This is a genomic window from Bifidobacterium pullorum subsp. gallinarum (genome assembly GCF_000741215.1).
Taxonomy (GTDB): domain Bacteria; phylum Actinomycetota; class Actinomycetes; order Actinomycetales; family Bifidobacteriaceae; genus Bifidobacterium; species Bifidobacterium pullorum_B.
This window is the reverse complement of sequence record NZ_JGYX01000003.1, coordinates 155,383-178,667: the sequence shown is the minus strand read 5'-3', so window position 1 is coordinate 178,667 and position 23,285 is coordinate 155,383. Positions and strand designations below refer to the sequence as shown.

Sequence of the window (23,285 nt, the reverse complement as noted above, 5' to 3'; positions counted from 1 at the left end):
TAGTGCGAACTATGGTCGGATCATCACCACCTCGTCGCACCACTGCGCGGCCAGCTCCTCATCGTGGGTCACCACGAGCACGGCTTTGCCGCGGTCGGCCAGCGTGCGCAGCAGCGCCCCGACCTGACGCATATGCTTGAGGTCCAGGCCGCTGGTCGGCTCATCCAATACGATGAGCTCCTTATTGCACATCAACGCCGATGCGATGGCCGTGCGCTGCTTCTGCCCGCCGGACAGACTCATCGGATGCCGGTCGGACAGCTCCATCAGATCCAGATCGGCCAGAATACGGTCGGCGGCCTGCAGAACATCCTCGGGTGCGTCGAATTCGTCACGATACGGTGTGGACAGCAGCAGCTCGCCGCGTACCGAGTCGGCGAACAGCTGATAGTTCACGTCCTGCATGACCAGGAACCCGTGACGCGTCAGCTCGGAAGGTGAGGCCGTCTCGCCGTACCGGAGTATGCCGCCGTCCAACGGCTTGGCCAGCCCGACCAAGGTGCGTACCAGCGTGGTCTTGCCGGCGCCGTTATGCCCCATCAGCCCCACGATTCTACCGGCGTGCAATGTCAGGTCGGGGATTGTTCGGCTGAACGCGGCGGCATCGGGGCGGCGTCTGCGGAACCGCCCGAACACGCGGGTTTCACGGTATCCAACAGTCAGCCCGCGGGTTGCGATCACCGCAGTGCCCGAGGCTGACTGATCCTGAATAGTACCGTTCGCCGGCAAGGGGGCAGCATCGGTTCGCGATTGGCCGGCATTCGCAACGCTCTGCCGCACCGCGGCATGGAACGGTGTCATATCCAACGCGCGCAGCCCCCAGCGTTCGCGCCGCCGTTCGGGCAAATCCCGGAACCGTTCGGCCGAACAGTCGAGTGCGATTCGGCCGGAATCGAAGAGCACGTAACGGTCGGCCAGGTCGACGCACCACGCCAAACGGTGCTCGGCCACCACAATCGTGACGCCGGAGGCCTTGATCTGCGCCAGCATGGCGTTCAGATCGGCCATGGCCTGGGCGTCAAGATTGCTGGTCGGCTCGTCGAGCACCAGCAGCCGCGGCCGCAGCATGCAGGCGGCCGCCACGGCGATCCGCTGCTTCTGCCCGCCGGAAAGACGGAAGATGCTCCGATCCAGCAGATGCGTGATGCCGAACGATGAGGCGACCTCCTGCATGCGCTCGCGGATCGCGGACGGCTCCCATCCGGCGTTTTCGCAGGGGAAGGCAAGCTCATCGGCTACGAACGCGTTGAAATACTGGGTTTTGGGATTCTGGAAGACGCTGCCCACCACAGCCGCGTACTCCTCGATTGAGGAATGGCCAGAGCGCAATCCATACACCGAACATGTGCCGGTCAAATCGCCGGTGTGGAACGTGGGGATCAGTCCGTTGAGCAGCCGGGTGAACGTGGTCTTGCCGCAGCCGCTCTGGCCGCAGAGCACCACGAATTCGCCATGGGGAATCGTGAGCGTAACGTCGTCCAGCGCCGCTGGGATGACGGGTGGCGTATCCGCGGATTGGGCGGTGGCTGCGGTTTGGTAGCGGAATGCGATGCGATTCGAGTCGATGACGATGTGGTTCATGTCGATGGGTGGGGTGGGACTGTTGCTCATAGCACTCCTGTCAGGAAGAGGATGAGCGGCAACGCGCAGAGGATCATGATCGCCCAATCCGGTATGCCGATGCGGATATCGGTCATGCTGGTGTGGCGGCCCGGATTGCCCAGCCCCTTGGTCATGGCTGCCACGGACAGATCCTGCGCCACCACGGTGGCGTTCATCAGCAACGGCACGATGATGTACTCCAATGACTGCGCCGGGTGCCGCAGCGGCGAACCGCCTCCGGAGGGTATGCCGCGCAGCGCCATAGCGTTGCGGATATGCCGGTAGTCCTCGCGCAGAGTGGGGAAGAACCGGATGACCACGATGCAGGGGATAATGACGGCTTCCGGAACGTGCATGCGGCGCAGCGCCGCCGTGAACTCTCCGGGACTGGTGGTGGTGAACGCGAATGCGCCGGTGATCAGGCAGGGCAGCAGCATGCGGATGCCGACGGCGATCATCGGGAAAATGGCCAGCCATGCGCCCCGGCCCTCAGTGGGCGGTTCGATCAGGCTCAGTGCCAGCAGCGCGCCGTAGATCAGTGTGAATCGCACGCCCGAGCGGATTCTGCCGGACAGGAACAACGGCAGCAGGAACAGTGCGGTGAGCAGCGCTTCGGTGCGAGTGTTCACATGGCAGAACAGCAGCAGGTTCGCCTCCAGCAGCAGGAACAGTTTGGCGCGCGGATCCAATCGGAGCCGATGCCTGCCGTCAAACCGGAACGCGCGGCGACGCCGACCGCGGTATGGTCCGCAGCCGGCGACCAGCGCGCACAGCGCCGGCAGCAGAATCGAGCCGAATCCGGCGAAGATGATGGCCGAAGCGAACGTGCAGACGGCCACAAGCGCGAAGTAGATGGCGGTGAACACGCCGATCGTAATCAGATCGGGAATGGAAAGAGCGGCGAACCCACGGGCCTTGCTGGCGGTGTCAGAGGCGGTGCGCTGTGCGTCGGTCATGGTGTCTCCTTCGTGGGCTTCCCCGCACCCCGGGGAGGGGCGGGTGTGCCGGATTGGTGACGGATGGTCATCTGGTTGTCAAGGTAACGAACGAACACAGGAAAAACAAGACTGTTCTTTTGGGCGGGAGTATGCGATAATGCGGCGAATTTGCGGCAGATGTCTGGTATCGAACCCTTCTGCGCCTCGCTGCGGCGTTCCTGAGTCTTACGAACCGGTTCGCGAGCACGGCGGCCTATGCCTGTGGGGCATCGCGGTGTCCCTGGATCCCCGGCGCGGACGTAATCGTTGCATCGGTTGATTTCGGCGGGATGCGCGTGTCCTATAGATTGTTTCGTCGGGCGCCGCTAATATGTAAAACGAGCAAACTAAACGGGGCGGTGCCGACGCCGCTCCGGATCCTGCACTGACGCGAAGGGAACCAAGATGCGGATCTATGTGGACATCAACGCCGAACGTGACGGCGACGGTACCTCAGCCCGGCCGTTCCGGCATATCGACGATGCGGCGCGCATCGCCATGCCCGGCGACGAGGTGCTGGTCGCCCCGGGCATCTACCGCGAATACGTCGACCCCCGCCACGCGGGCACCGAGGACGCGCGCATCACCTACCGCAGCGTCGAACCGCTCGGCGCGGTGATCACCGGCGCCGAGGAAGTGCGCAACTGGGAGCCATATCAGGGCGACGTATGGGTCGCCCGCGTCGACAACACGGTATTCGGCGACTACAACCCGTACGCCACCTACGTGTACGGCGACTGGTACTTCGCCGGCCGCAGCAAGCACACCGGCGTCGTCTACCTCAACGACAAGGCGATGTACGAGGCGGCGAGCATCGAGGCCTGCATCAAGGCCGAACCCTCCGAAACCTCATGGGAGCCGGAAGCCTCGGTCTACCAGTGGTATGCGGAACAGGACGGCGGCCAGACCGTGATCTACGCGAACTTCCAGGGGCGGAACCCCAACGAGGAGAACGTGGAGATCAACGTGCGCCGCGAATGCTTCATGCCATCCGAAACCGGGATCGGCTACATCACGGTCAGCGGCTTCACCATCACCAAGGCCGCGACCACATGGGCGCCGCCCGCCGCCTACCAGGACGGCATGATCGGCCCGCACTGGTCCAAGGGCTGGATCATCGAGGACTGCGAGATCAGCAACAGCAAGTGCGCGGGCATCTCGCTGGGCAAGTACTACGATCCGGACAACGACCACTACTTCACCACCCGGCATGTCAAGAGCCCGACCCAGATGGAGCGCGACGCCGTCTGCCGCGGCCAGTACCACGGCTGGCTCAAGGAGAAGGTCGGCGGGCACATCATCCGCCGCTGCAACATCCACGACTGCCAGCAGGGCGGCGTCATCGGACGCATGGGCGGCGTGTTCTCGCTGATCGAAGACAACCACATCCACCACATCAACAACATGATGGAGCTGGGCGGCGCAGAGATCGCCGGCATCAAGATGCACGCCGCCATCGACGTGACGATCCGGCGCAACTGGATCCACCACTGCACGATGGGCATCTGGTGCGACTGGGAGGCGCAGGGCACACGCATCAGCCAGAACCTGCTGCATGACAACCAGCGTCCGACATTCGCCAAGCAGCTCAAGGGCGGCATGATGAGCCAGGACCTGTTCGTGGAAGTGGGACACGGACCCACCCTGATCGACAACAACATCCTGCTGTCCGACGCCACGCTGCGATTCGCCACCCAGGGCGTGGCCATGGTCCACAACCTGATCTGCGGCGCGTTCACCTGCGTGGGCGGCGGCACCGGCCCGCGCTACACCCCGTACCATATCCCGCACCGCACCGAGGTCATGGGGTTCATGACCATCCTGCACGGCGACGACCGCTTCTACAACAACATCTTCGTGCAGAAGTGGCCGGCGGAGCCGTTCGTCACGCTGCATGACAGCGATGACGGCAAGGACGAGGAGAACCGCGAGGTCGGCACCCATGTGTGGAACGGATACCCGACCTACGAGGAGTGGATCGCCATGTTCGACATGGACACTGACACCCCCGACATGGTCAAGCTCGATCCGGCGCACAACCATGCGCTGCCGGTCTGGTGCCGCGGCAACGTGTACTTCAACGGCGCGAAGGCATGGGAGCATGAGACCGACTGCCTAGTGGACGCCGAGCATCCGGTGAGCGTGGAGGTGACGGTCGGCGAGGACGGCCGGCCGCGTCTGGAGACGAACCTGTATGACGTGCTGGACGATTTCCGTGCCGGCATGGTCGACAGCGACGTGTTGGGCCGGGCGTTCGAACCGGAGCAGCGCTTCGAGAACCCCGATGGCACACGCATCGTCTTCGACCGTGATTACTTCGGTGCGCACCGCGGCGTGGCCGTGGTCCCCGGTCCGCTGGCGGGTGTTGGGGAGGTCGGACAACCGTTGTGTTGACCACAGTCGTTCGCACTACCTCGGGGTTTCACGATTGACCCCGCCTATTTCGCGGGGTCGGAAAATAATGCCCGAGGTAGTGCGAACCTCAATCCGCGGTCTCTACGCGGGCCGTCTTCTCCGGCGTGATCGTCATGCTCTGGAAGCGGTGCTGCATGTAGTCGTTATCGAAATGCTTGGCGTAGAACACCTCGACCGGCGAGTTCGGCTGCAGCCCGGACTCCCGGTCGTACCAGCACTCCAATGATTGCAGCGTCATCACGCCGTCGACCAGCATCAGCAGGGCGCACACCGTGGTGACCGCATACCGCCAGCGCCAGGGGATATGGTTGATCAGCCGCAGCAGCCACGGCAGGCAGAACCTGATCCACACGAATCCCAGCGCGCCCCACATGCACATGAACAGCGTGCTGGTGCGCCCGCCGGTCAGCGTGGCGATCGGATCGGGGAACAGGCCGAGAATCGTGAACCCGGAGTAATTCCACGCCACCGCGCCGAACGAGGTCTCCATGAACCAGCTGGTAGCCGCCTCGAACGCGCCGCCGATCACCGCCGACACCAGGAAGATGATGGCCGGATTGGCCTTGTAGAACCGGTTGAGCGCAATGGTCATCAGCGTGGCACCGAAGCCGTAGATCGGCGAGAACGGGCCGAACAGCATGCCCGCGCGATCCTGGTAGTGCCCCGGATCCACAATCACCATGTGGTACACCGTCTCGATGATCAGGCCGATCACGCAGCAGACCGTGAACACCCAGAACAGGTTGAAGAAGTTCAGCGCAATGAATCCGCGGCCGTCCTTGGCCCGTCCGAGCGTGCCGGCGGCCGCCTCGCGCTCCAGCTCCTTGTTGCGCCGCTGCCTGGCCAGCTCGCGCTCGCGGCGCAGCGAGGGATCCACCGTGGAGGCGATGACCAGCAGGATGGCGATGCGGATCAGCGGATCGGCCACATGCCCCTTGAAGCCCAACAGCATGATGGTGATGATGCCGATCACGATGTTCAGCAGCACCAGTAGATAGGCGTAAAGCGCCGCGTGCCGTCTCCGGTTACGCAGCAGCGAGACGCCGAAGACCACGTCGGCCACGCTGTGCAGGAAGACCAGCACGAGCTGGATGACGGTGAGCGTCACCGTGAGCGTGACATGGTGCGAGTGGCTGACCGCATCGGTGCCGCCGGTGGCCAGCGCCCAGATGATCAGTGCGCCGCACGCGAGCACGGTCGCGCCGCTGACCAAGCAGATGACGCCGTAGATCCTCATCAGCAGCGGGATCCGGCCGGGCGCACTCGCGGGCGGATTCGCGGCGGGCGGATTGACGGATGGTATGGATGCAGTGGATGACATGGGATCTCCTTCATGGCCGGGTATGTGACTCGGCGCTGGGTCGTATGCCTCCATCCTAGCCGCGGGCGGTGCGGGCCACCCTCCTACGGGTGGCGCCGACACGCCGACGTAAGGCAGGCCTGCCCGCGCATGTTGCCAAATTGCGCGACATATGGCGGGTCGCGGCCAGCTTCGGGAGCTGGTGCGTCTGAGCCCGTGCGCATCGGGCACCGTTACGATGGGAGTGGGGAACGGCGAAAGGAGCATGCGATGGGTGGACGTCCGGACGCGGTGAAGGTGCGCGGCGCTCGCGTGAACAATCTGAGGAATGTGGACGTGGACATCCCTCTGGACTCCCTGGTCGGCATCGCCGGTGTGTCCGGTTCGGGCAAGTCCTCGCTGGCGTTGGACGTGCTGTATGCGGAAGGGTCGCGCCGGTATCTGGATGCGCTGTCCACCTACACGCGCCGCCGCATGACCCAGGCGCGTCGTCCGCAGGTCGACTCGATCAGCTACCTGCCGCCGGCGTTGGCGCTGCACCAGCGTCCGGGTGCGGGCGGCATGCGCTCGACCTTCGGCACGATGACCGAACTGTTGAACGTGCTGCGGCTGATGTTCTCCCGCCTGGCCAGCCACCGCTGTCCGAACGGCCATTACCACGCGCCGACGATCGCGGTGGCCGCGGAGTCGCCGATGTTCTGCGAGGAATGCGGGGAGCGGATTATGCCGCCGGGCGCCGAGGACTTGGCGTTCAACTCGACCGGCGCCTGCCCGCGCTGCCAGGGCACCGGCATCGTGCGCGACGTGGACGACGCCACCCTGGTCCCCGACGAGTCGCTGAGCATCGACGAGGGCGCGGTGGTGCCATGGCGCACGTTCGGGTTCAATGTGCAGCCCGACATCGTCCGGGAGTTCGGCGTGCGCACGAACGTGCCGTTCCGTGAGCTGACCGAGGCCGAACGCGAGATCGTGTTCAACGGGCCGGAGGAGAAGAAGCATATCGTCGTCACCTCGATGAAGGGGGTGCATGATCTGGATTTCACGTTCCGCAACGCGCGTCTGACCGTGCTCAAGGAGCTCGACCGCGCTGTCGACGAGAAGCGGTTCGCCAAGGTGGCGAAGTTCCTGGTGGAGCGTACCTGCCCGGATTGCGGCGGCACGCGCCTGAGTGAGGCGGCGCGCGCCCCGCGCATCGGCGGATATGGATTGGCCGAGGTGACGGCGATGCCGCTGCGTGACGTGCTGGCATGGGCGAAGGGCGTGCCGGATGCGCTGCCCGCCGAGATGCGGGACATGGCGGCGACGCTGGTCGCCACGCTGCAGGAGATGGGCGGCCGTCTGATGCAGCTGGGTTTGGGGTATCTGGCCTTGGACCGCTCGTCGGCATCGCTGTCGACCGGTGAACGCCAGCGTGCGCAACTGTCGCGCGCGGTGCGCAACGAGACCACGGGCGTGCTGTACGTGCTGGATGAGCCGAGCACCGGCCTGCACCCGGCGAATATCGAGGGGCTGATCGGCGTGATGCATGACCTGCTCGACGCCGGCAATTCGGTGGTGTTCGTCGACCATGACGTGCGTGTGCTGCGCGCCGCCGACCATTTCATCGAGATGGGGCCCGGCGCCGGACGGGAAGGCGGGCGGATTCTCGCGCAGGGCACGCCTGAACAGATTGCCGTGAACCCCGAATCCCGCATCGCCGGATTCCTGACCGGTCGGGAGCCGTCGGTCATTCGTGAGCGAGCGGCAATTCCGTCGTTGCCGGCGGATTGGACGGGCCCGTTGCCGACTGATTGGGCAGGGCAGTCGCCCGCTATCTCCGGCGCGTCCGCGGCGGGAGTTGCGTCGTTCCCGGATATCGAGGAGGAAGACGTGGCGGTGGCGGAGTCTGACGTGGATGCGGAGCAGTCTGCGGTTAGTTGCGAATCCGCAACTAACCGCAGATGGCTGCGCATGGCCACCGCGCCGATTCACACCGTGCGCGCCCTGGACGTCGCGATCCCGCGCGGGCGGCTCACCGCCGTCACCGGCGTTTCCGGTTCCGGCAAGACCACGATGATTCTGGAATCGCTGGTGCCGGCGATCGAAGCGTGTACGGAGGATTGTCCGCTGCCGGCGCACGTTACGTCGATCGATCCGGCGGGTATCGACCGCGTCCGCATCGTCGACTCGACGCCGATCGGCATCAACGTGCGCTCCACGCTCGCCACCTATTCGGGCGTGATGGACATGCTGCGGCGCGCCTTCGCCGGCACGGACGCGGCCAGGGGGAAGGGCTACAAGGTCGCCGATTTCTCCTACAACACCGGTTCGCTGCGTTGCCCGCAGTGCGACGGCACCGGGCGGGTGGACCTGGACATCCAGTTCCTGCCCGATGTGACGATCCCCTGTCCGAGCTGCGAGGGGCGGCGCTACCGTCCGGAGGCCGATGCGGTGCGCCTGGCGACGCCGGGCCGCCCGCGGGGGTTGACGATGCCGCAGATGCTGGCGTTGAGCGTGGACGAGGCGTTGGCGGTGTTCGACTCGAAGAAGGATGCGGAGCGGGAAGTCGGGTCATCCACGTCGGATGACCCGACTTCGCGGGACGACGTTGTGCGGGCCGGGTCGAGCGTGCGGGACGCCGACGCCGTGCCGGCCGGTCGCGGCGATCTCATCGCGCCGACGCTGTGCCGGCGCATCCATGCGGCGTTGGAGACCCTGTCGTCGTTGGGTCTGGGGTACCTGACGCTCGGCGAGGATACGCCGTCGCTGTCCGGCGGCGAGGCGCAGCGGCTGAAACTGTCGAACGAGTTGGGCAGGAGGCAGCACACGTCGATGTTCGTGCTGGACGAGCCGACCACCGGCCTGCACCCGTTGGATGTGCGCACGCTGATCGGCGTGCTGCAGCGACTGCTCGACGGGGGTGCGACGATCGTCGTGATCGAGCATGACCTGGATATGATCGCCAACGCCGACTTCGTCATCGACATGGGCACCGGCGGCGGCGAGGACGGCGGCCGCATCGTGGCGGTCGGCACGCCCGAGGACATAGCGGACAACCCCGATTCGCTCACCGGGCGGTACTTGAAGTCCGTGCTGTAGGGGAGCGCCGGCGGGCCGTGCCGGGGGGTGTTGCCGGATGGTGAGATGTTACACGGTGACGGTTTGGCGGCACGTTGACTGCGGGCTGCGACCATCGTCGGCCGTTGGCGCTGCACGCCGGCGTCCATTATGTCGGTGGTTCCTGTGAAGTGAGCGGGCGGGGATGCGGCGGTGAATCGGAGCATATTGCCGGCATTTGTTGATTGCATGACGTTGACAGGAACGATGACGCGGCGTTATCATGGTTATATGGTTAGTTGGTTAAGTAACTAACCAGTTAAGTTGGGCGCTGGAATCGCGATCGTTGGAGGTGAAGGCGTGGACTTTGATTTCTCCGGTCCGCAGCCGCTGTTCGTGCAGGTGGCCGACCAGTTGCGTGCGGGCATCGCTTCGGGTGCTCTCCCCGAAGGCGAACAGGTGCCCAGCACCACGGAAATCTCCCGTACGTACACCATCAATCCGGCCACCGTGCTCAAAGGCATGACGATGTTGGTGGATGAGGGGCTGCTGGAGAAACGCAGGGGACTTGGCATGTTCGTGGTTCCCGGGGCCATGGAGCGGCTGCGCCGCGAGGAACGGGAGCGATTTGAGCGCGATTGCGTCACCGACCTGGTGGCGGAGGCGCGGCGACTGGGAATCGGTTGCCAGGAGCTTATCGGGCTGATCGAGAAGGGATACCGACAATGAGTTTGTCAGTGACGGCATTGACGAAACAGTATGGCGGCTCGACCGCGTTGAATCGGTTGAGCGTCACCTTTGAACCGAACGTTATCTATGGTCTGTTCGGACGCAACGGTGCCGGCAAATCGACGTTGCTAGGATGCATCGGCAATCGGCTGATTCCCGATACCGGCCGGATCGTGTTGGATGGGGAACCGTTGGCGGAGTGCGAGCGGCTGATGGCGCGCGTCTACTTGGCCAATGAGCGGTTGCCTTGGTGGGACGGCGTCACCTTGTCCGCCATGCTTGCGGATTGTGCGCATATGGACGGACGGTTTGACCTCGGGCTGGCGCGGGAGCTGGTGGCAAGATTCGGCTTGTCTCCGGATGCGGTCTATGGCCGCCTTTCGCTTGGACAGCGCACGATGGCGCGCATGCTCATCGGATTATGCATGCCGGTCGATTATCTGTTTCTGGACGAGCCAACGACCGGGCTTGACCCAGTGAACCGGCGGCTGATGGTGGAGGCGGTGTTGGAGGCGTACCGTCGTCGGTCGCGCACGATTGTGATCGCCACTCACGAGATCGCGGAATTCGCCGACATCCTGGAACGGGCCGTTATCATCGATCAAGGTCGACGTATCGACTCGTTCGAGGTGCAGGACCTTTGCAGTCATGCGGCGTTGCTGGTCGGCCCGTCCGACGTCGTCCGCGCGTATGCGGCTGGTCGCGGATTGCGAGTGCTGGACGTGGAGCATCGGGGCGATTCGGTCAGCGCACTGGTCGGCATGGTCTCGGCATCTGAGCCGGAGGGTGGTGCATCCGCGTCCGTGGCCGCTTCATCCGGTTTCATCACAGGCGGACTGCCGGATGGCGTGCGTGCGCGAACCCCTGATCTGCAGACGTATATGACCCGATTGGTGCAAAGGAGGCATTGACATGGGTGATCGTGGATTGTTGAGAGGGGTTGGTATCCGTGGGGACGGGCCTGCGCGGCGGACCCGACGCATTGCCTGGATGCGGGAGCGCCGGTGGATCGCAATGGGTGTGGTCGTCGCGGTGGTTGCGCTGGTGTTGGACATGCTGCTGGCCGGCGTCGGACACCTGCTTGGAGGTATCGTGGCCCCGGATCATGACATGCTCTATTGGTTGTGCTCGTTCACCCTGGCGACCTCAGCCGTAGCCTCCTGGTCGATGTTCCGGTTCCTGATCTGCCAAGGCGTGTCGCGACGGACCATTGTTACCACGCAGTTCGCGGGCAACGCCTGCATCGCCGCTGCGGTGGGTGCGGTGCTGACCGTTGTGGCGGTGGTGGACATTGTAGTGATTCGCGTGCCGGCCTGGCAGATATTCGTCGGGCGGGCGGAGATGATCGCCCGGTATCCGTATACGCTGTCATGGAATCCGCGCTATCTGTCTGATGAATTTGGCAGAACCGCCGTGCCGATGCCGCGCATCAATTGGCTGGTGTTGACTCTGGCGGTGTTCGCGTTCCTGATGATGGCCGCGATGATCGGTCAGACGCTCGGCGAATTGGCGGCGCGTCTGCAAGTGCGCGGCGTGCTTGCGGCGTTGGCGGTGGCGTTCGTCGTCGCACTGCTGTACGGGCGGTTGGTGCCGTCGGGAATCCGGGATACAGTCGACCGATTGCTGGCGTTCATGATGGGCGTGTACCAGCGCGGCGTGGGCATGGGGCGGGAGTCCGCCTATAGCCTGTGGCCGCTGCTGGGCAGCATGGTGGTGGTCTCGTTGTTGTGTGGCACGGCATCATGGCTGCTCATTCGCCGACGAGAGGTTCGTCCCGGCATCGAGGCGATGGCGTGACCATCACGACCGAGGTGTCTGCATACCGGACGCGGGATGATGGTTCCGTGTCCGGCTTTGCTATGCTCGCAGCATGATTATTCGCTGCTGTTGTTGTCGCTGAATCGGGCCGCACCCGCGGTCGCATCGTCTGTTCTCCGATTTCGATTCCGCAACCGTCAACAACTCGCAGAAAGCAGCATCATGACCATCCACACCCGTATCACCGATTTGATCGGCAACACCCCGCTCATCCGTCTCAACAGCGTCACCGCCGGCGTGCGCGCCACCATCGCGGTCAAAGTCGAATACCTGAATCCCGGCGGTTCGTCCAAGGACCGCATCGCCGAACGCATCATCGACGCCGCGGAACGTTCCGGCGAGCTCAAACCCGGCGGCGTCATCGTGGAGCCGACCAGCGGCAACACCGGCGTCGGTCTGGCCCTGATCGCCCAGCAGCGCGGCTACCGGATGATCGCCGTCATGCAGGACAAGATCTCGCAGGATAAACGCGACGTGCTCAGCGCATACGGCGCCGAGGTCGTCGTCACACCCAGCGGTCTGGATCCCGAGGATCCGGAATCGTATTATTCGGTCGCCCGCCGGCTCGCCGACGCGATCCCCGGCGGCTACATGCCGAACCAGTACGCGAACCCGAACGGCCCGGAGAGCCACTACCGGACCACCGGCCCCGAGATCTGGCGGGATGCCGAGGGGCGCGTCACCCATTTCGTCGCCGGTATCGGCACCGGCGGCACGATCACCGGCACCGGGCGATACCTGAAGGAGGTCTCCGGCGGCGCGGTCACCGTCATCGGCGCCGATCCGGAGGGGTCGGTGTTCTCGTCCGGACAGGGGCACATCCATCCGTTCCTGGTGGAGGGCGCCGGCAAGGAGGAGGTGCCCGAGGTCTACGACCCGTCCGTGGTGGACCGGATCGTGGCGGTGCCGGACGACGCATCGTTCGAGATGACGCGGCGGCTCGCCCGCGAGGAGGGGCTGCTGGTCGGCGGGTCCTCCGGCATGGCCGTCGCGGCGGCGATCCGGTACGCGCGCGAGCGTGATCTGGACGAGGACCAGCTGATGGTGGTGCTGCTGCCCGATTCCGGCCGCGGCTACATGTCGAAGATCTTCAACGACGACTGGATGCGCGCCCACGGATTCGGCGATGTGGTCGAGCGCACGTCCGCGCCGGCGTTGGCCGCGCAATATCGGTAGATATCTACCGTCGTCAGCGGCGCACGGCTAGACTTGGGCGGTATGACTGGCGATGCGGATATGGCGGGCACCACGGGCACCGTGGAGACCGCAGATAATGCGGACATCTCGGGTAATACGTATGTCATGAACGGCGCGGGCGGTGCCGCGGCGCGGGCGTTGGCCGCGCTCAAACGGTACTTCGGCTACGATTCGTTCCGCCCCGGGCAGGAGGGGCTGGTCGGAACGATCATGTCCGGGCGTGACGTGCTCGGCGTCATGCCGACCGGTGCCGGCAAATCCGTGTGCTATCAGATTCCTGCTGCATTGCTGCCGGGCATCACCATCGTCATCTCGCCGTTGATCTCACTGATGCGCGATCAGGTGGACGGGTTGAACGACGCCGGTCTGAACGCCGCGTACATCAATACCACGCAGGATCCGGACGAACAAGGCATGGTGCTGGCCCAGGCCGCCGCTGGACAAGTCAAGCTGTTGTATGTGGCCCCCGAACGGCTGGAAACCGAACGATTCCGGCAGTTCGCTGCGCATGTGCCGATCGCGCTCATCGCCGTGGACGAGGCGCACTGCGTCTCCCAGTGGGGACAGGATTTCCGCTCCGCCTATCTCGGTATCGGCGAGTTCATCGCCTCGTTGCCGCAGCGGCCTACTGTGGCCGCGTTCACCGCTACTGCCACCGAACGTGTGCGGCGCGATATCGTCACGCTGCTGGGGTTGCGCGATCCGGTGGTGACCGTCACCGGATTCGACCGGCCGAACCTGTATTTCGACGTCATCCGTATGGAAAACAAGCACAAGGCTGCGTGGGTGGCGCAGTATATCGCCGTGCATCCACAGGATTCCGGCATTGTGTACTGTTCCACGCGCAAGGAGACCGAAGCGCTCGCCGAATCACTCAACAGTACGGTGCTGCAGCTGCGTGCCGCGGCCGGGGAAGATGCGGCACAGTCCGAACCAATCGCGGTCGCCTACCACGGCGGCATGCTGGCCGACCAGCGCGGGCGGGCGCAGCGCGACTTCGTCACCGACCGGGTGCCGGTGGTCGTGGCCACCAACGCCTTCGGCATGGGCATCGACAAATCGAATGTGCGCTTCGTCATCCACCACAACATGCCGGAAAGCATCGAGGCCTACTATCAGGAGGCGGGGCGCGCCGGGCGTGACGGCGAACCCAGCCGGTGCACGCTGCTGTGGAACGAGGGCGATATCGTGACCCGCCGGCGTCTGCTCGACACCGACAACGGGAACGAACGGTTGAACCCCGAGGAGCGCGAGGTCGTGCGGATGAGCCGACGCCGGCTGCTGGACGGCATGATCGGCTACTGCCGGACCACCGACTGCCTGCACCGGTACATGACCCGGTACTTCGGCGAGCCGGATGACGGGCGTGATGCGCGCTGCGGCAACTGCTCGAACTGCCAGAGCACCTTCGAAACCATCGACGTGACCGACATCGCGCGGGCGATCAGCATGTGCGTGCACGATGTGAACCAAGGGTTCGGCTCCGGCAAGATCGTGGCCGTGCTGCGCGGCTCGCGGGCGCAGGACGTGGTCTCCCGGGGACTGGACCGATGCCCGACCTACGGCATGCTGCGGGACGTGCCCGAAGCGCGGGTGCGGGATGTGCTGAGCCAGATGGCCACCGACGGGTTCCTGTTCATCTCGGAGGGGCGGCTGCCGACCGTGCACTTCGGTGCTCGGGCCGGGGAGACCCGAGACGAGGGATTCCATTATGAGATCAAGCGTGTGGAACGGCGGCACGGCAACGCTGCGGGACACGGGGGCACATCACGGCGTGGCGTCGGCGGGCCGGATGCCGTGGCCGCACAGGAGGCCGCGGAGCTCACCGAGGGCGACGAGGCGCTGTTCGAACGGCTGCGGGCGTTGCGCCGCACCATCGCGCAGGAGATCGGCAAACCGCCGTACATCGTGTTCTCCGACAAGACCCTGCGTGATATGTGCGCCAAACGGCCGGCCAGCCCCGAGGAGTTCCTGGAGGTCAACGGCGTGGGCGAGAACAAGCTGAACCTCTACGGTGAACGGTTCCTCGCGGCCATCGCGGAGTCTGTCTAGAGCCGCAGGCGGATAATGGACGGTATTCGACCAATAGCCAATAGCAAAGGAGACCATGATGAGCGAGAACAACAAGCCGGTGGTGGAGAGTTTCCAGCTGGACCACACCAAGGTCAAGGCGCCGTACGTGCGCTACATCGACACACAGACCGGGCCGAACGGCGACGTGATCTCCAACTACGACCTGCGCCTGGTCCAGCCCAACGAGAACGCCATCCCGACCGGCGGCCTGCACACCATCGAACACACGATCGCGGTCCTGCTGCGTAAACGCATCCCCGGATACATCGACTGCTCGCCGTTCGGATGCCGCACCGGATTCCACCTGCTGACCTGGGGCGAGCACTCCACCGAGGACGTGGCCCGCGCGCTCAAGGAATCCCTGGAATTCATCGCGAACGAGGCCACCTGGGAGGACGTGCCCGCCACCACCGCGGAGAGTTGCGGCAACTACCGTGACCACAGCCTGTTCACGGCCAGGCAGTGGTGCCGCGACATCCTGGCCCAGGGCATCAGCTCCGACCCATTCGAACGCAAGGTGGTCTGAGCGGCCGCCGCACAAGGGCAGCGCGAACCCCGCGCGCGTGGAACGTCCCGCATCGCAAGCGGGAAATCGTCATGAGGATGGCTCGACGACATCGTCCGGCCATGGTCATGATGATGCGGGACGTCACCACGTGGACGGGCGTGCGCGTAAGACGATACGCCGTGCTAGCTTTATCGGTCAGTTGACGACGAGGAAGATGAGGACCAATTGACCGACACGATGCCTGCGCGGCGGTTCCGTCACGCCACAATGCGGGATTTCCCGCAGATGCAGAAAATCTACGCGCACGCCCGCGAACTCATGGCGCGCAGCGGCAACCCCACGCAATGGGGCACCACATTCCCCAAGGAGGAGGTCGTCCTCGACGACATCGCCAACCATCGCACGATGCTGCTCGTGGACCGCGTGGACGGCAGGGAACGCATCCTGGCCCAGTTCGCGCTCTGCCCCGGGGAGGATCCGACCTACAGACATATCGACGGCGCCTGGCTCGACAACGACGCCTACGTGACCATCCACCGCATCGCCTCGGCGGGACTGGTCAGGCACGCCGCGCGCGACTGCATCGTCTGGGCGCTCAAGCATTACGGCAACGTGCGCGCCGACACCCATCCGAACAACAAGGCCATGCAGCATGTGCTGGAGACCTGCGGATTCGCCCGCTGCGGCCTGATCCAGCTGCTCGACCGGCCCACCGACACCACCCGCATCGCCTACCAGCGCCACGAATGGTGACCGGCATCCGCGTGGCGTGTTTCGTGCCGGCGCCGGCCATGCCGACGGGTGCACCTCGGGGGCGGGCGGCACGGCATACGCCGAAAAGTGACAAAACCCGGAATATGTGACGGAACGCCACCGTATTCGTCACCGCAAGGGGACACAATGGAGACCATGACGTTGAACGCAGCACCGCAATGGCGGTTTTCCGGCGAACAGGGCAAGGCGAACTACGAGCGTGCGCTCCGGGAATACCCGGCGCAGGCGATTGTGGACCTCGCCGCATTGCGCGACAACATGCGGCATCTGGTCGAGGTATGCGGCGGGCCGGGATCCGGCACCGCCGTCATGGGCGTGGTCAAGGCCGACGCCTACGGCCACGGCCTGATCCCGTCCGCGCTTGCCGCACTCGCCGGCGGCGCCACCTGGCTGGGCACCGCGCAGGCCCGCGAGGCGCTGCTGCTGCGCAAAGCCGGCATCGGGCTGGACCGCTGCCGGATCCTGACCTGGATGTACAGCGGGCCCACCGCGCCGCTCGACGAGCTGATCGCCAACGACATCGACGTGTCGGTTGGCTCCCTCGACGGCATCGAGCTGGTCGCCGCCGCGGCGCGCGCCACCGGTCGCACCGCGTTCATCCATGTCAAGGTCGATTCCGGATTCGGCCGCAACGGCTTCACCGAGATGAACTTCCCCGACGCGGTGGCGCGGCTCGCGCCGTTGGCCAAGGAGGGACTGGTACGCGTGGTGGGCCAGTGGAGCCACCTGGCCGTGGCCGATGCCCCCGATGTGCCGGAGTTCGTGGCCGCCACCGACCAGCAGATCGAGAACTTCAACGCGTTCACCGAGCTGATGAAACAGGCCGGCATCGCGCCGCAGATCCGGCATCTGGCCAACACCGCCGCCACGCTCGACCGCCCGGAGATCCGCTTCGAGCTGACCCGTCCCGGCATCGGCCTGTACGGCTACGAGCCCGATCCGGCCATGGGCACGCCGTCCAAGTACCGGCTCAGGCCGGCCATGACCCTGCAGGCGCAGCTCGGCACGGTCAAGGATGTCCAGGCCGGGCATGGCATCTCCTACGGACGCACCTACCTGACCGGCGAACGCACCAGCACCGCGATCGTGCCGATCGGCTACGCGGACGGCATCCACCGTTCCGCCTCCGGCTTCGACGTGGAGGGCGCGCAGCACGTGGACAAGCCCGGCGGCCCGGTGCGCGTGATGACCGTGGACGGCCCACGCGTGCTGCATGTCTCCGGCCGCGTGTGCATGGACCAGTTCGTGCTCGACCTGTGCGGTTCCGCCGCCGAGCTCGGCGTGCACGAGGGGGATACGGTGATGCTGTTCGGCCCGGGCCGCGGCGAGGCCTACGGCGAGCCGACCGCGGACGATTGGGCGCGGGCCGCCGGCACGATCAGCTATGAGGTGTTCACCTGCCTGCGCGGGCGCATCCCGCGCCTGTACCTGAACGCGCGCGAGGTGCTGTCCGAGGACGACCTCAGGCTGCTCGACCCCGCCAGCATCCTGTAGGACCGGCGAGGAGACGATGATGGAGCCGATGGTCGGTTCGGGGGAGCGGTTGCCCGACAGCGAGGGCTACACCGCGTTCGACGAGGAGCGTTGGGCGGCGGAGCCTCCGAAATCACGCAACCGCACCGCCTTCGAACGCGACCGCGCCCGGCTCATCCATTCCTCCGCGCTGCGTCGGCTCGGTGCGAAAAGCCAGGTGCTGGTCGCCGGCACCGACGATTTCGCGCGCACGCGGCTGACGCACACGTTGGAGGTCGCCCAGATCGGACGGCAGATCGCCGCGATGCTCGGCTGCGATCCCGACGTGGTCGACTGCGCCTGCCTGGCGCACGACCTGGGCCATCCGCCGTTCGGACACAACGGCGAGAAGGCGTTGGCGACCATCGCCGCCGGCATCGGCGGGTTCGAGGGCAACGCGCAGACGCTGCGCCTGCTGACCCGGCTGGAACCCAAGATATTCCATGACGATGGCCGCTCGGCCGGCGTGAACCTGACCCGTGCCTCGCTCGACGCGGCGGTCAAGTACCCGTGGACCTACGCCGAGGCCGTGGCACGTGGCGGCAACGGCCGCAGCGTGAAATTCTGCGTCTACCCGGACGACGTGGACGTGTTCCGCTGGCTCAAGCAGGGCGCGCCGGCCGGCGCCAAGCCGATGGAGTGCCAGGTGATGGACCTGTCCGACGACATCGCCTACTCCGTGCATGACGTGGAGGACGCCATCGCCACCGGGGCGTTCAATCCGATCGTCCTGGCCGACTCCCGCATCGTGGACCGCATCGTGGAGATCACGCGCGAGTGGTACGGCGAGCGCTGGGACCCCGACCTGCTGGTCGCCGCTCTGGAGCGGCTGCGGCGCGAGCATATGTTCCCGGCGCATTTCAACGGCTCCAGGCAGGCGCTGGCGCAGCTGAAGAACATCACCAGCACGCTGATCGGCCGATTCGCCTGGTCGGTGGAGCGCGAGACCCGCGCCACCTACGGCGGCGGCCCGCTGACCAGATACTCGGCCAACCTGGCGATCCCCGAACAGACCAGCTACGAGATCCTGGCGCTCAAGGGCATCGCCGTGTACTTCGTCATGGCGCCGCGCGAACGCGAACCGTTCCATCAGGAGGAGCTCGGCATCGTGGAGGATCTGGTGGACGTGCTCATGGCCGACTCGCCGCGTCCGAGCGACGCGCTCGAATCGGTGTTCCTGCAGGACTGGAACGAGGCCACCAACGACGACGAACGGCTGCGCGTGGTCATCGACCAGGTGGCCAGCCTGACCGACAACTCCGCGCTCGCCCTGCATTCCATCCTGTGCTGACGGCGTCGGGCGCGGCGTAATCCGCTCCCACGCGGTACTCTGGAAACCATGGCCGGAATGATCAAGAAGGAAGACGTGGAGAAGGTGCGCGCTGCCGCGGACCTGTACGACATCGTATCCGCATCCGTAACCCTGAAGCCTTCCGGCACCGGCACCTACGTCGGCCTCTGCCCGTTCCACGACGAGAAGACCCCGAGCTTCTCGGTCCGCCCCTCGCTCGGCGTCTGGCACTGCTTCGGCTGCGGTCTGGGCGGCGACGTGTTCGGATACGTCGAACAGCAGGAGAACATCGACTTCCGCGAGGCGGTCGAGGTGCTGGCTGACCGCTACCACATCGAACTGCACTACGAATCCGGTTCCGGACGCAACGAGCATACCGGCTCGAAGCGGGCGCGCCTGCTGGAGGCGAACGAGGAGGCGCAACGCTTCTTCGTCTCCCAGATCATGAGCAAGGAGGCGCTGGCCGCGCGCAAGCTGCTGGGCGGGCGCAACTTCAGTCAGGCCGACTGCGAACGCTTCGGCTGTGGCTATGCGCCGCAAGGGTGGGATAACCTGGTCCGCCACCTGGCGAGCAAGGGATTCACCCAGCAGGAGATGCTCGACGCCGGGCTGGCGCGGCGCGGCCAACGCGGCGTCTATGACTACTTCCGCGGCCGCGTGACCTGGCCGATCCGCGATTCGACCGGACGCACGCTCGGGTTCGGCGCGCGCAAACTGTACGAGGATGATGCGATCGCGGCCAAATACATCAACACCCCGGATACGCAGCTGTACCGCAAAACCCAGGTGCTGTACGGCATCGACCTGGCCAAGGCCGCCATCGTCAAGAAGCGTCAGGTGGTCATCGTGGAGGGGTACACCGACGTGATGGCCTGCCACCTGGCCGGCGTGGACACGGCCATCGCCACCTGCGGCACGGCGTTCGGCGCGGAGCACGCCAAGATCGTCCGCCGTCTCATCGCCGACGACTCCCTCGGCGCCATCCAGCTCATCGGGCCGCTGAAGGTCGAGGGGCAGGCGCTGAGCTCGCGCATCGTCTTCACCTTCGACGGTGACGCGGCCGGACAGAAGGCCGCGCTGCACGCCTTCGGCCTGGACTCAGCGTTCCTGAGCCAGACCTTCGTGGCCGTGGCCGACGACAACCTCGACCCCTGCGACCTGCGCATCGAACGCGGCAACGAGGCGGTGCGCTCGCTGATTGAGCGGGCCAAACCGCTGTACGACTTCGTCATCGACGCGGCGATCGGGCGGTTCGACACCACCTTCACCACCGGGCAGATGGGCGCGGTCAAGGCCGTGGCCCCACTGATCGCCCAGATCCGCGACCGGTCGCTGCACGACCTGTACACCCGCAAGGCCGCACGGCGCGTCGGCGTGGACTTGGACGTCCTGCAGCGCGAGGTCGCCAACGAACGCCGACGCCTCAACGTGCGCGACGAGGACGCCTACGCGTCCAAACGGAGGTGCGGTGCGGCCGGTGCCGCCTCCCGCGAGCCGCGGGGGGAGTCGGGGCGCAATCCGTACGCGAATCCGGCGGCACGCAAGGCGCTCGAACGTCGCGACGCGAACGAACAGACATATTACCGGATCGACGACGCCGTGTTCATCTGCGAACAGCAGTTCATGGCCACGCTGATCCAGGTGCCGCGGGCGATCGACCGCGGCTGGTTCGGGCAGCTGACGCTGTCGAACTTCATGACGCCGGTGTTCCGCTCCCTGTTCCAGGCCATCGCCGCCGCCGGCGGGCTGCCGAGCGACGACACGCCGCAGGGGCTGTGGATGCACAACCTGACCAAGGCCGGCGGCCCGCTGCTGGAACCGGTAATCAACGAACTGGCGGTGATGCCGTTGCCGTTGCCCGCTCCGGAACATGGCGATGACGGGGCGGAAGTGCCCGCGCCGGCCGGCGGCATCGGTGGTGGCGGGGCGGCCGCGGTGCAGTTGCGTCCGGCGACCCCGGCGGAGCGGCAGTACGCTTCTGAACTGCTGGCGCGTCTGCTGGATATGGGGTTCATGCGGCGTATCGGCGCGGCCAAGCGCAAGATGGCCATGCTGCCGGATGGCGAGGAGAAGATCGCTCTCCTGGGCCAGATTACGCAGATGGAGACCGCCCGCAAGGACCTGCAGGCCCAGGTCTACGGCAACAATGTCGGCTGACCGCTCGCCGTTGACGGGCTCCCGCTTCACGGTCGCGATGTATCAGGTCCGGAAAACAGAAACTTGGATGCTGAGGGGTGGGGGATGGGTGGAGACGGTAATGAGTCATCCCAAGGGAGAGACAGTGTATATATCGCAAAACGATATACATTTATCGACAAACATTAATTTTAGGGATATTATGGAGATATAGGACATGGTTATGGATGCAGCAAGGAGGTTGCATCATGAAACAGGTAATTGGTGTGAAGTGGGCCAGGGGCAACGGCATCGCATCGGTGATCGCCAGAATCATAGAGATCGTGCTCTGGCTTGGTGTGGCGTGGCTGGTCGTGGGAGCCGTGCTGTTGTATATGAACCGTTCGGCAATCGTGGTGGATGCCGATGCAAATCGCGTGTATGCGGACTCGATCTCGGTGTCCGGCTCGTTCCTGGACGTGGACGTGTATCTGGGGCGTGGGCGCATGCGTGACGAGGTGTATTATCCGCTGGTGGCGTTGGTGCTGGTGGCCCAACTCGCCATACTGGTATGCATGGCGTTGGTCTTTCACGAAATCGCCGATGTATGTCTGCGGCTGAAGGAGTGGGAGCATTCCCGTGGCGGATTGGAAGGGCCGTTCGGCGAACGTATGGTGCGGTCGTTCCGTTTCGTGGGATCCTGTCTGATCGCGCTGCCGGTCGTCTCCTGGGTGATGGCGGCGGTATGCGGCCTGCTGGGGGCTTCGGTCTCCGTGGGGCTGGGTTCGGTGGTGTTCGTCATGCTCGGGTTGCTCTGCTGGTCGTTGGCGCACGTCTTCGAGAGCGGTGCGGCCATGCAGCATGAGATGGATGGACTGGTGTAGCGGTCTTGAATGGCAGCGATAAGTGGAGGTGATGCGGCGTGGGCCGGATCGTCCTGCGATTGGACCGGATGATGGTCGAGCGCGGTCGGAGTCTGAACTGGCTGGCCGACCGCGTCGGCATCACCAACGTGAACCTGTCGAAGATCAAGAACAACCACGTCACCGCGATCCGCTTCTCCACGCTCGCCGCGATCTGCGAGGCCCTGGACTGCCGGCCCGGCGACATCCTCGACTACGTGGAGGACGACACTCCCGGATGAATCCGGACTGTGATGCATCGTGACTCTGCGACATCGTGACTGTGCTGTAAGTCTATAAAACGTTGGAATTCCAATGTTTTTGCGTCATGTATCACAGTCGCGATATCGCAGAGTCCGGAGTAGGCCGGGAGTGTCGGGTGAGATGGGCCTCGTGGATGGCCGAAGGGTGTCGCCGGATCCACTGGCGCGGCCCTGTTCAGATGCGGTAATCGCGCAGGTCCTCCGGAATGGCATCGTCGGGGAGGTCCCGTACGGCGTCCTCGGTGCCGGCTTCGGAGGCGGTGTCGTAATACCAGCACTTGTAGCGCAGCATGTTGCGGGTGCGTTCGAGTTCGGCGATCTGTGACTCGACCTCGGTGAGCCTGCGGTGGAACATCTCGCGACGCTTGCCGATCGACGGGTCGCCCTCCTGGCACCAGTCCAGGAACTCCTTGATGTCTTTGATGGGCATGCCCGAGGATTTCAGGCATGCGATCACCTTGAGCGTGGCCAGTTCCGTCTCGGAGAACACGCGGATGCCGCCGGAGGAGCGTTCCATTGCGGGGAACATGCCCTCACGGTCGTAATAGCGGAGCGTGGACGCCGCGATGCCGGTGATGTCCGATACCTCGCCGATCGAATAGTGCATGGGATTCTCCTTCGCGGCGACACACCATGATGCTTGACCTCAAGTTGACTTTAACTTCTATGATCATACTGCAAGTTGCGGAAGAACGGAATCACGGCTCTCCGAAGCCCGGGCAGACCCGACGGATTCGGTTGCAGCGGACATCGCAAGGAAAGGACGATGAACC

18 protein-coding genes are annotated in these 23,285 nt (G+C 65.1%); 14 read left to right on the top strand and 4 right to left on the bottom strand.

Translation table 11 applies throughout. The annotated features are described in order from the left end of the window. Positions 1–9: 9 nt before the first annotated feature. Entirely contained in the window at positions 10–1,581 is a 1,572-nt protein-coding gene (locus BIGA_RS05110) for an ABC transporter ATP-binding protein (RefSeq protein ID WP_033506538.1), read from the bottom strand. A 26-nt stretch (positions 1,582–1,607) separates the two neighbouring features. Then, positions 1,608–2,558: an energy-coupling factor transporter transmembrane component T gene (locus BIGA_RS05105; RefSeq protein ID WP_081929484.1), complete on the bottom strand. Its 951-nt coding sequence runs from the start codon at positions 2,556–2,558 to the stop codon at positions 1,608–1,610. Between the two features lie 426 nt (positions 2,559–2,984). Here BIGA_RS05105 and BIGA_RS05100 point away from each other — a divergent pair, with 426 nt between their 5' ends. After that, on the top strand, positions 2,985–4,973 hold the full coding sequence (locus BIGA_RS05100; RefSeq protein WP_033506379.1) for a right-handed parallel beta-helix repeat-containing protein: 1,989 nt from the start codon (positions 2,985–2,987) through the stop codon (positions 4,971–4,973). 88 nt (positions 4,974–5,061) lie between these two features. Here BIGA_RS05100 and BIGA_RS05095 read toward each other — a convergent pair whose 3' ends face one another. Beyond that, positions 5,062–6,315, bottom strand: a complete 1,254-nt coding sequence (locus BIGA_RS05095) for a putative ABC transporter permease (protein WP_051917102.1) — start codon at positions 6,313–6,315, stop codon at positions 5,062–5,064. 249 nt (positions 6,316–6,564) lie between these two features. Here BIGA_RS05095 and BIGA_RS09895 point away from each other — a divergent pair, with 249 nt between their 5' ends. The 13 genes from BIGA_RS09895 to BIGA_RS05025 all read left to right on the top strand — a co-directional run bounded on the left by BIGA_RS09895 (position 6,565) and on the right by BIGA_RS05025 (position 22,491). Then, positions 6,565–9,372 (top strand): excinuclease ABC subunit UvrA, encoded by a 2,808-nt coding sequence (locus BIGA_RS09895; RefSeq protein ID WP_033506381.1) that lies wholly within the window; start codon positions 6,565–6,567, stop codon positions 9,370–9,372. Between the two features lie 318 nt (positions 9,373–9,690). Continuing rightward, on the top strand, positions 9,691–10,059 hold the full coding sequence (locus tag BIGA_RS05085) for a GntR family transcriptional regulator (RefSeq protein ID WP_033506383.1): 369 nt from the start codon (positions 9,691–9,693) through the stop codon (positions 10,057–10,059). After that, entirely contained in the window at positions 10,014–10,970 is a 957-nt protein-coding gene (locus tag BIGA_RS05080; protein ID WP_152595972.1) for an ATP-binding cassette domain-containing protein, read from the top strand. The genes BIGA_RS05085 and BIGA_RS05080 overlap by 46 nt, the downstream gene beginning before the upstream one ends. Positions 10,971–11,073: 103 nt before the next feature. Further along, positions 11,074–11,856 (top strand): hypothetical protein, encoded by a 783-nt coding sequence (locus BIGA_RS05075; protein WP_033506387.1) that lies wholly within the window; start codon positions 11,074–11,076, stop codon positions 11,854–11,856. Between the two features lie 183 nt (positions 11,857–12,039). After that, a complete protein-coding gene (locus BIGA_RS05070) occupies positions 12,040–13,053 on the top strand; it encodes a pyridoxal-phosphate dependent enzyme (protein ID WP_033506389.1) in 1,014 nt (337 codons plus the stop codon). A 126-nt stretch (positions 13,054–13,179) separates the two neighbouring features. After that, the gene (gene recQ, locus BIGA_RS05065; RefSeq protein WP_033506542.1) at positions 13,180–15,126 is read left to right on the top strand and encodes a DNA helicase RecQ; all 1,947 of its coding nucleotides are present in this window, start codon (positions 13,180–13,182) and stop codon (positions 15,124–15,126) included. A 55-nt stretch (positions 15,127–15,181) separates the two neighbouring features. Beyond that, complete coding sequence (locus BIGA_RS05060; RefSeq protein ID WP_394295742.1) at positions 15,182–15,673, top strand: S-ribosylhomocysteine lyase; 492 nt, start codon at positions 15,182–15,184, stop codon at positions 15,671–15,673. A 219-nt stretch (positions 15,674–15,892) separates the two neighbouring features. Next, on the top strand, positions 15,893–16,408 hold the full coding sequence (locus tag BIGA_RS05055) for a GNAT family N-acetyltransferase (RefSeq protein ID WP_033506544.1): 516 nt from the start codon (positions 15,893–15,895) through the stop codon (positions 16,406–16,408). Positions 16,409–16,564: 156 nt separating this feature from the next. Continuing rightward, positions 16,565–17,923: an alanine racemase gene (gene alr / locus BIGA_RS05050; protein ID WP_033506546.1), complete on the top strand. Its 1,359-nt coding sequence runs from the start codon at positions 16,565–16,567 to the stop codon at positions 17,921–17,923. A 16-nt stretch (positions 17,924–17,939) separates the two neighbouring features. Further along, a complete protein-coding gene (locus tag BIGA_RS05045; protein WP_227411040.1) occupies positions 17,940–19,232 on the top strand; it encodes a deoxyguanosinetriphosphate triphosphohydrolase in 1,293 nt (430 codons plus the stop codon). A gap of 48 nt (positions 19,233–19,280) precedes the next feature. Continuing rightward, entirely contained in the window at positions 19,281–21,389 is a 2,109-nt protein-coding gene (dnaG, locus tag BIGA_RS05040; RefSeq protein WP_033506395.1) for a DNA primase, read from the top strand. 227 nt (positions 21,390–21,616) lie between these two features. After that, positions 21,617–22,231 carry a DUF2975 domain-containing protein gene (locus BIGA_RS05030; RefSeq protein WP_033506399.1) on the top strand — a complete coding sequence of 205 codons (615 nt, stop codon included), beginning with the start codon at positions 21,617–21,619 and terminating at the stop codon, positions 22,229–22,231. A 38-nt stretch (positions 22,232–22,269) separates the two neighbouring features. After that, positions 22,270–22,491, top strand: a complete 222-nt coding sequence (locus BIGA_RS05025; protein WP_202805508.1) for a helix-turn-helix domain-containing protein — start codon at positions 22,270–22,272, stop codon at positions 22,489–22,491. 196 nt (positions 22,492–22,687) lie between these two features. On the opposite strand, the gene BIGA_RS05020 is transcribed toward BIGA_RS05025, so the two are convergent. Beyond that, the gene (locus BIGA_RS05020) at positions 22,688–23,119 is read right to left on the bottom strand and encodes a MerR family transcriptional regulator (RefSeq protein ID WP_033506401.1); all 432 of its coding nucleotides are present in this window, start codon (positions 23,117–23,119) and stop codon (positions 22,688–22,690) included. Positions 23,120–23,285: the final 166 nt, after the last annotated feature.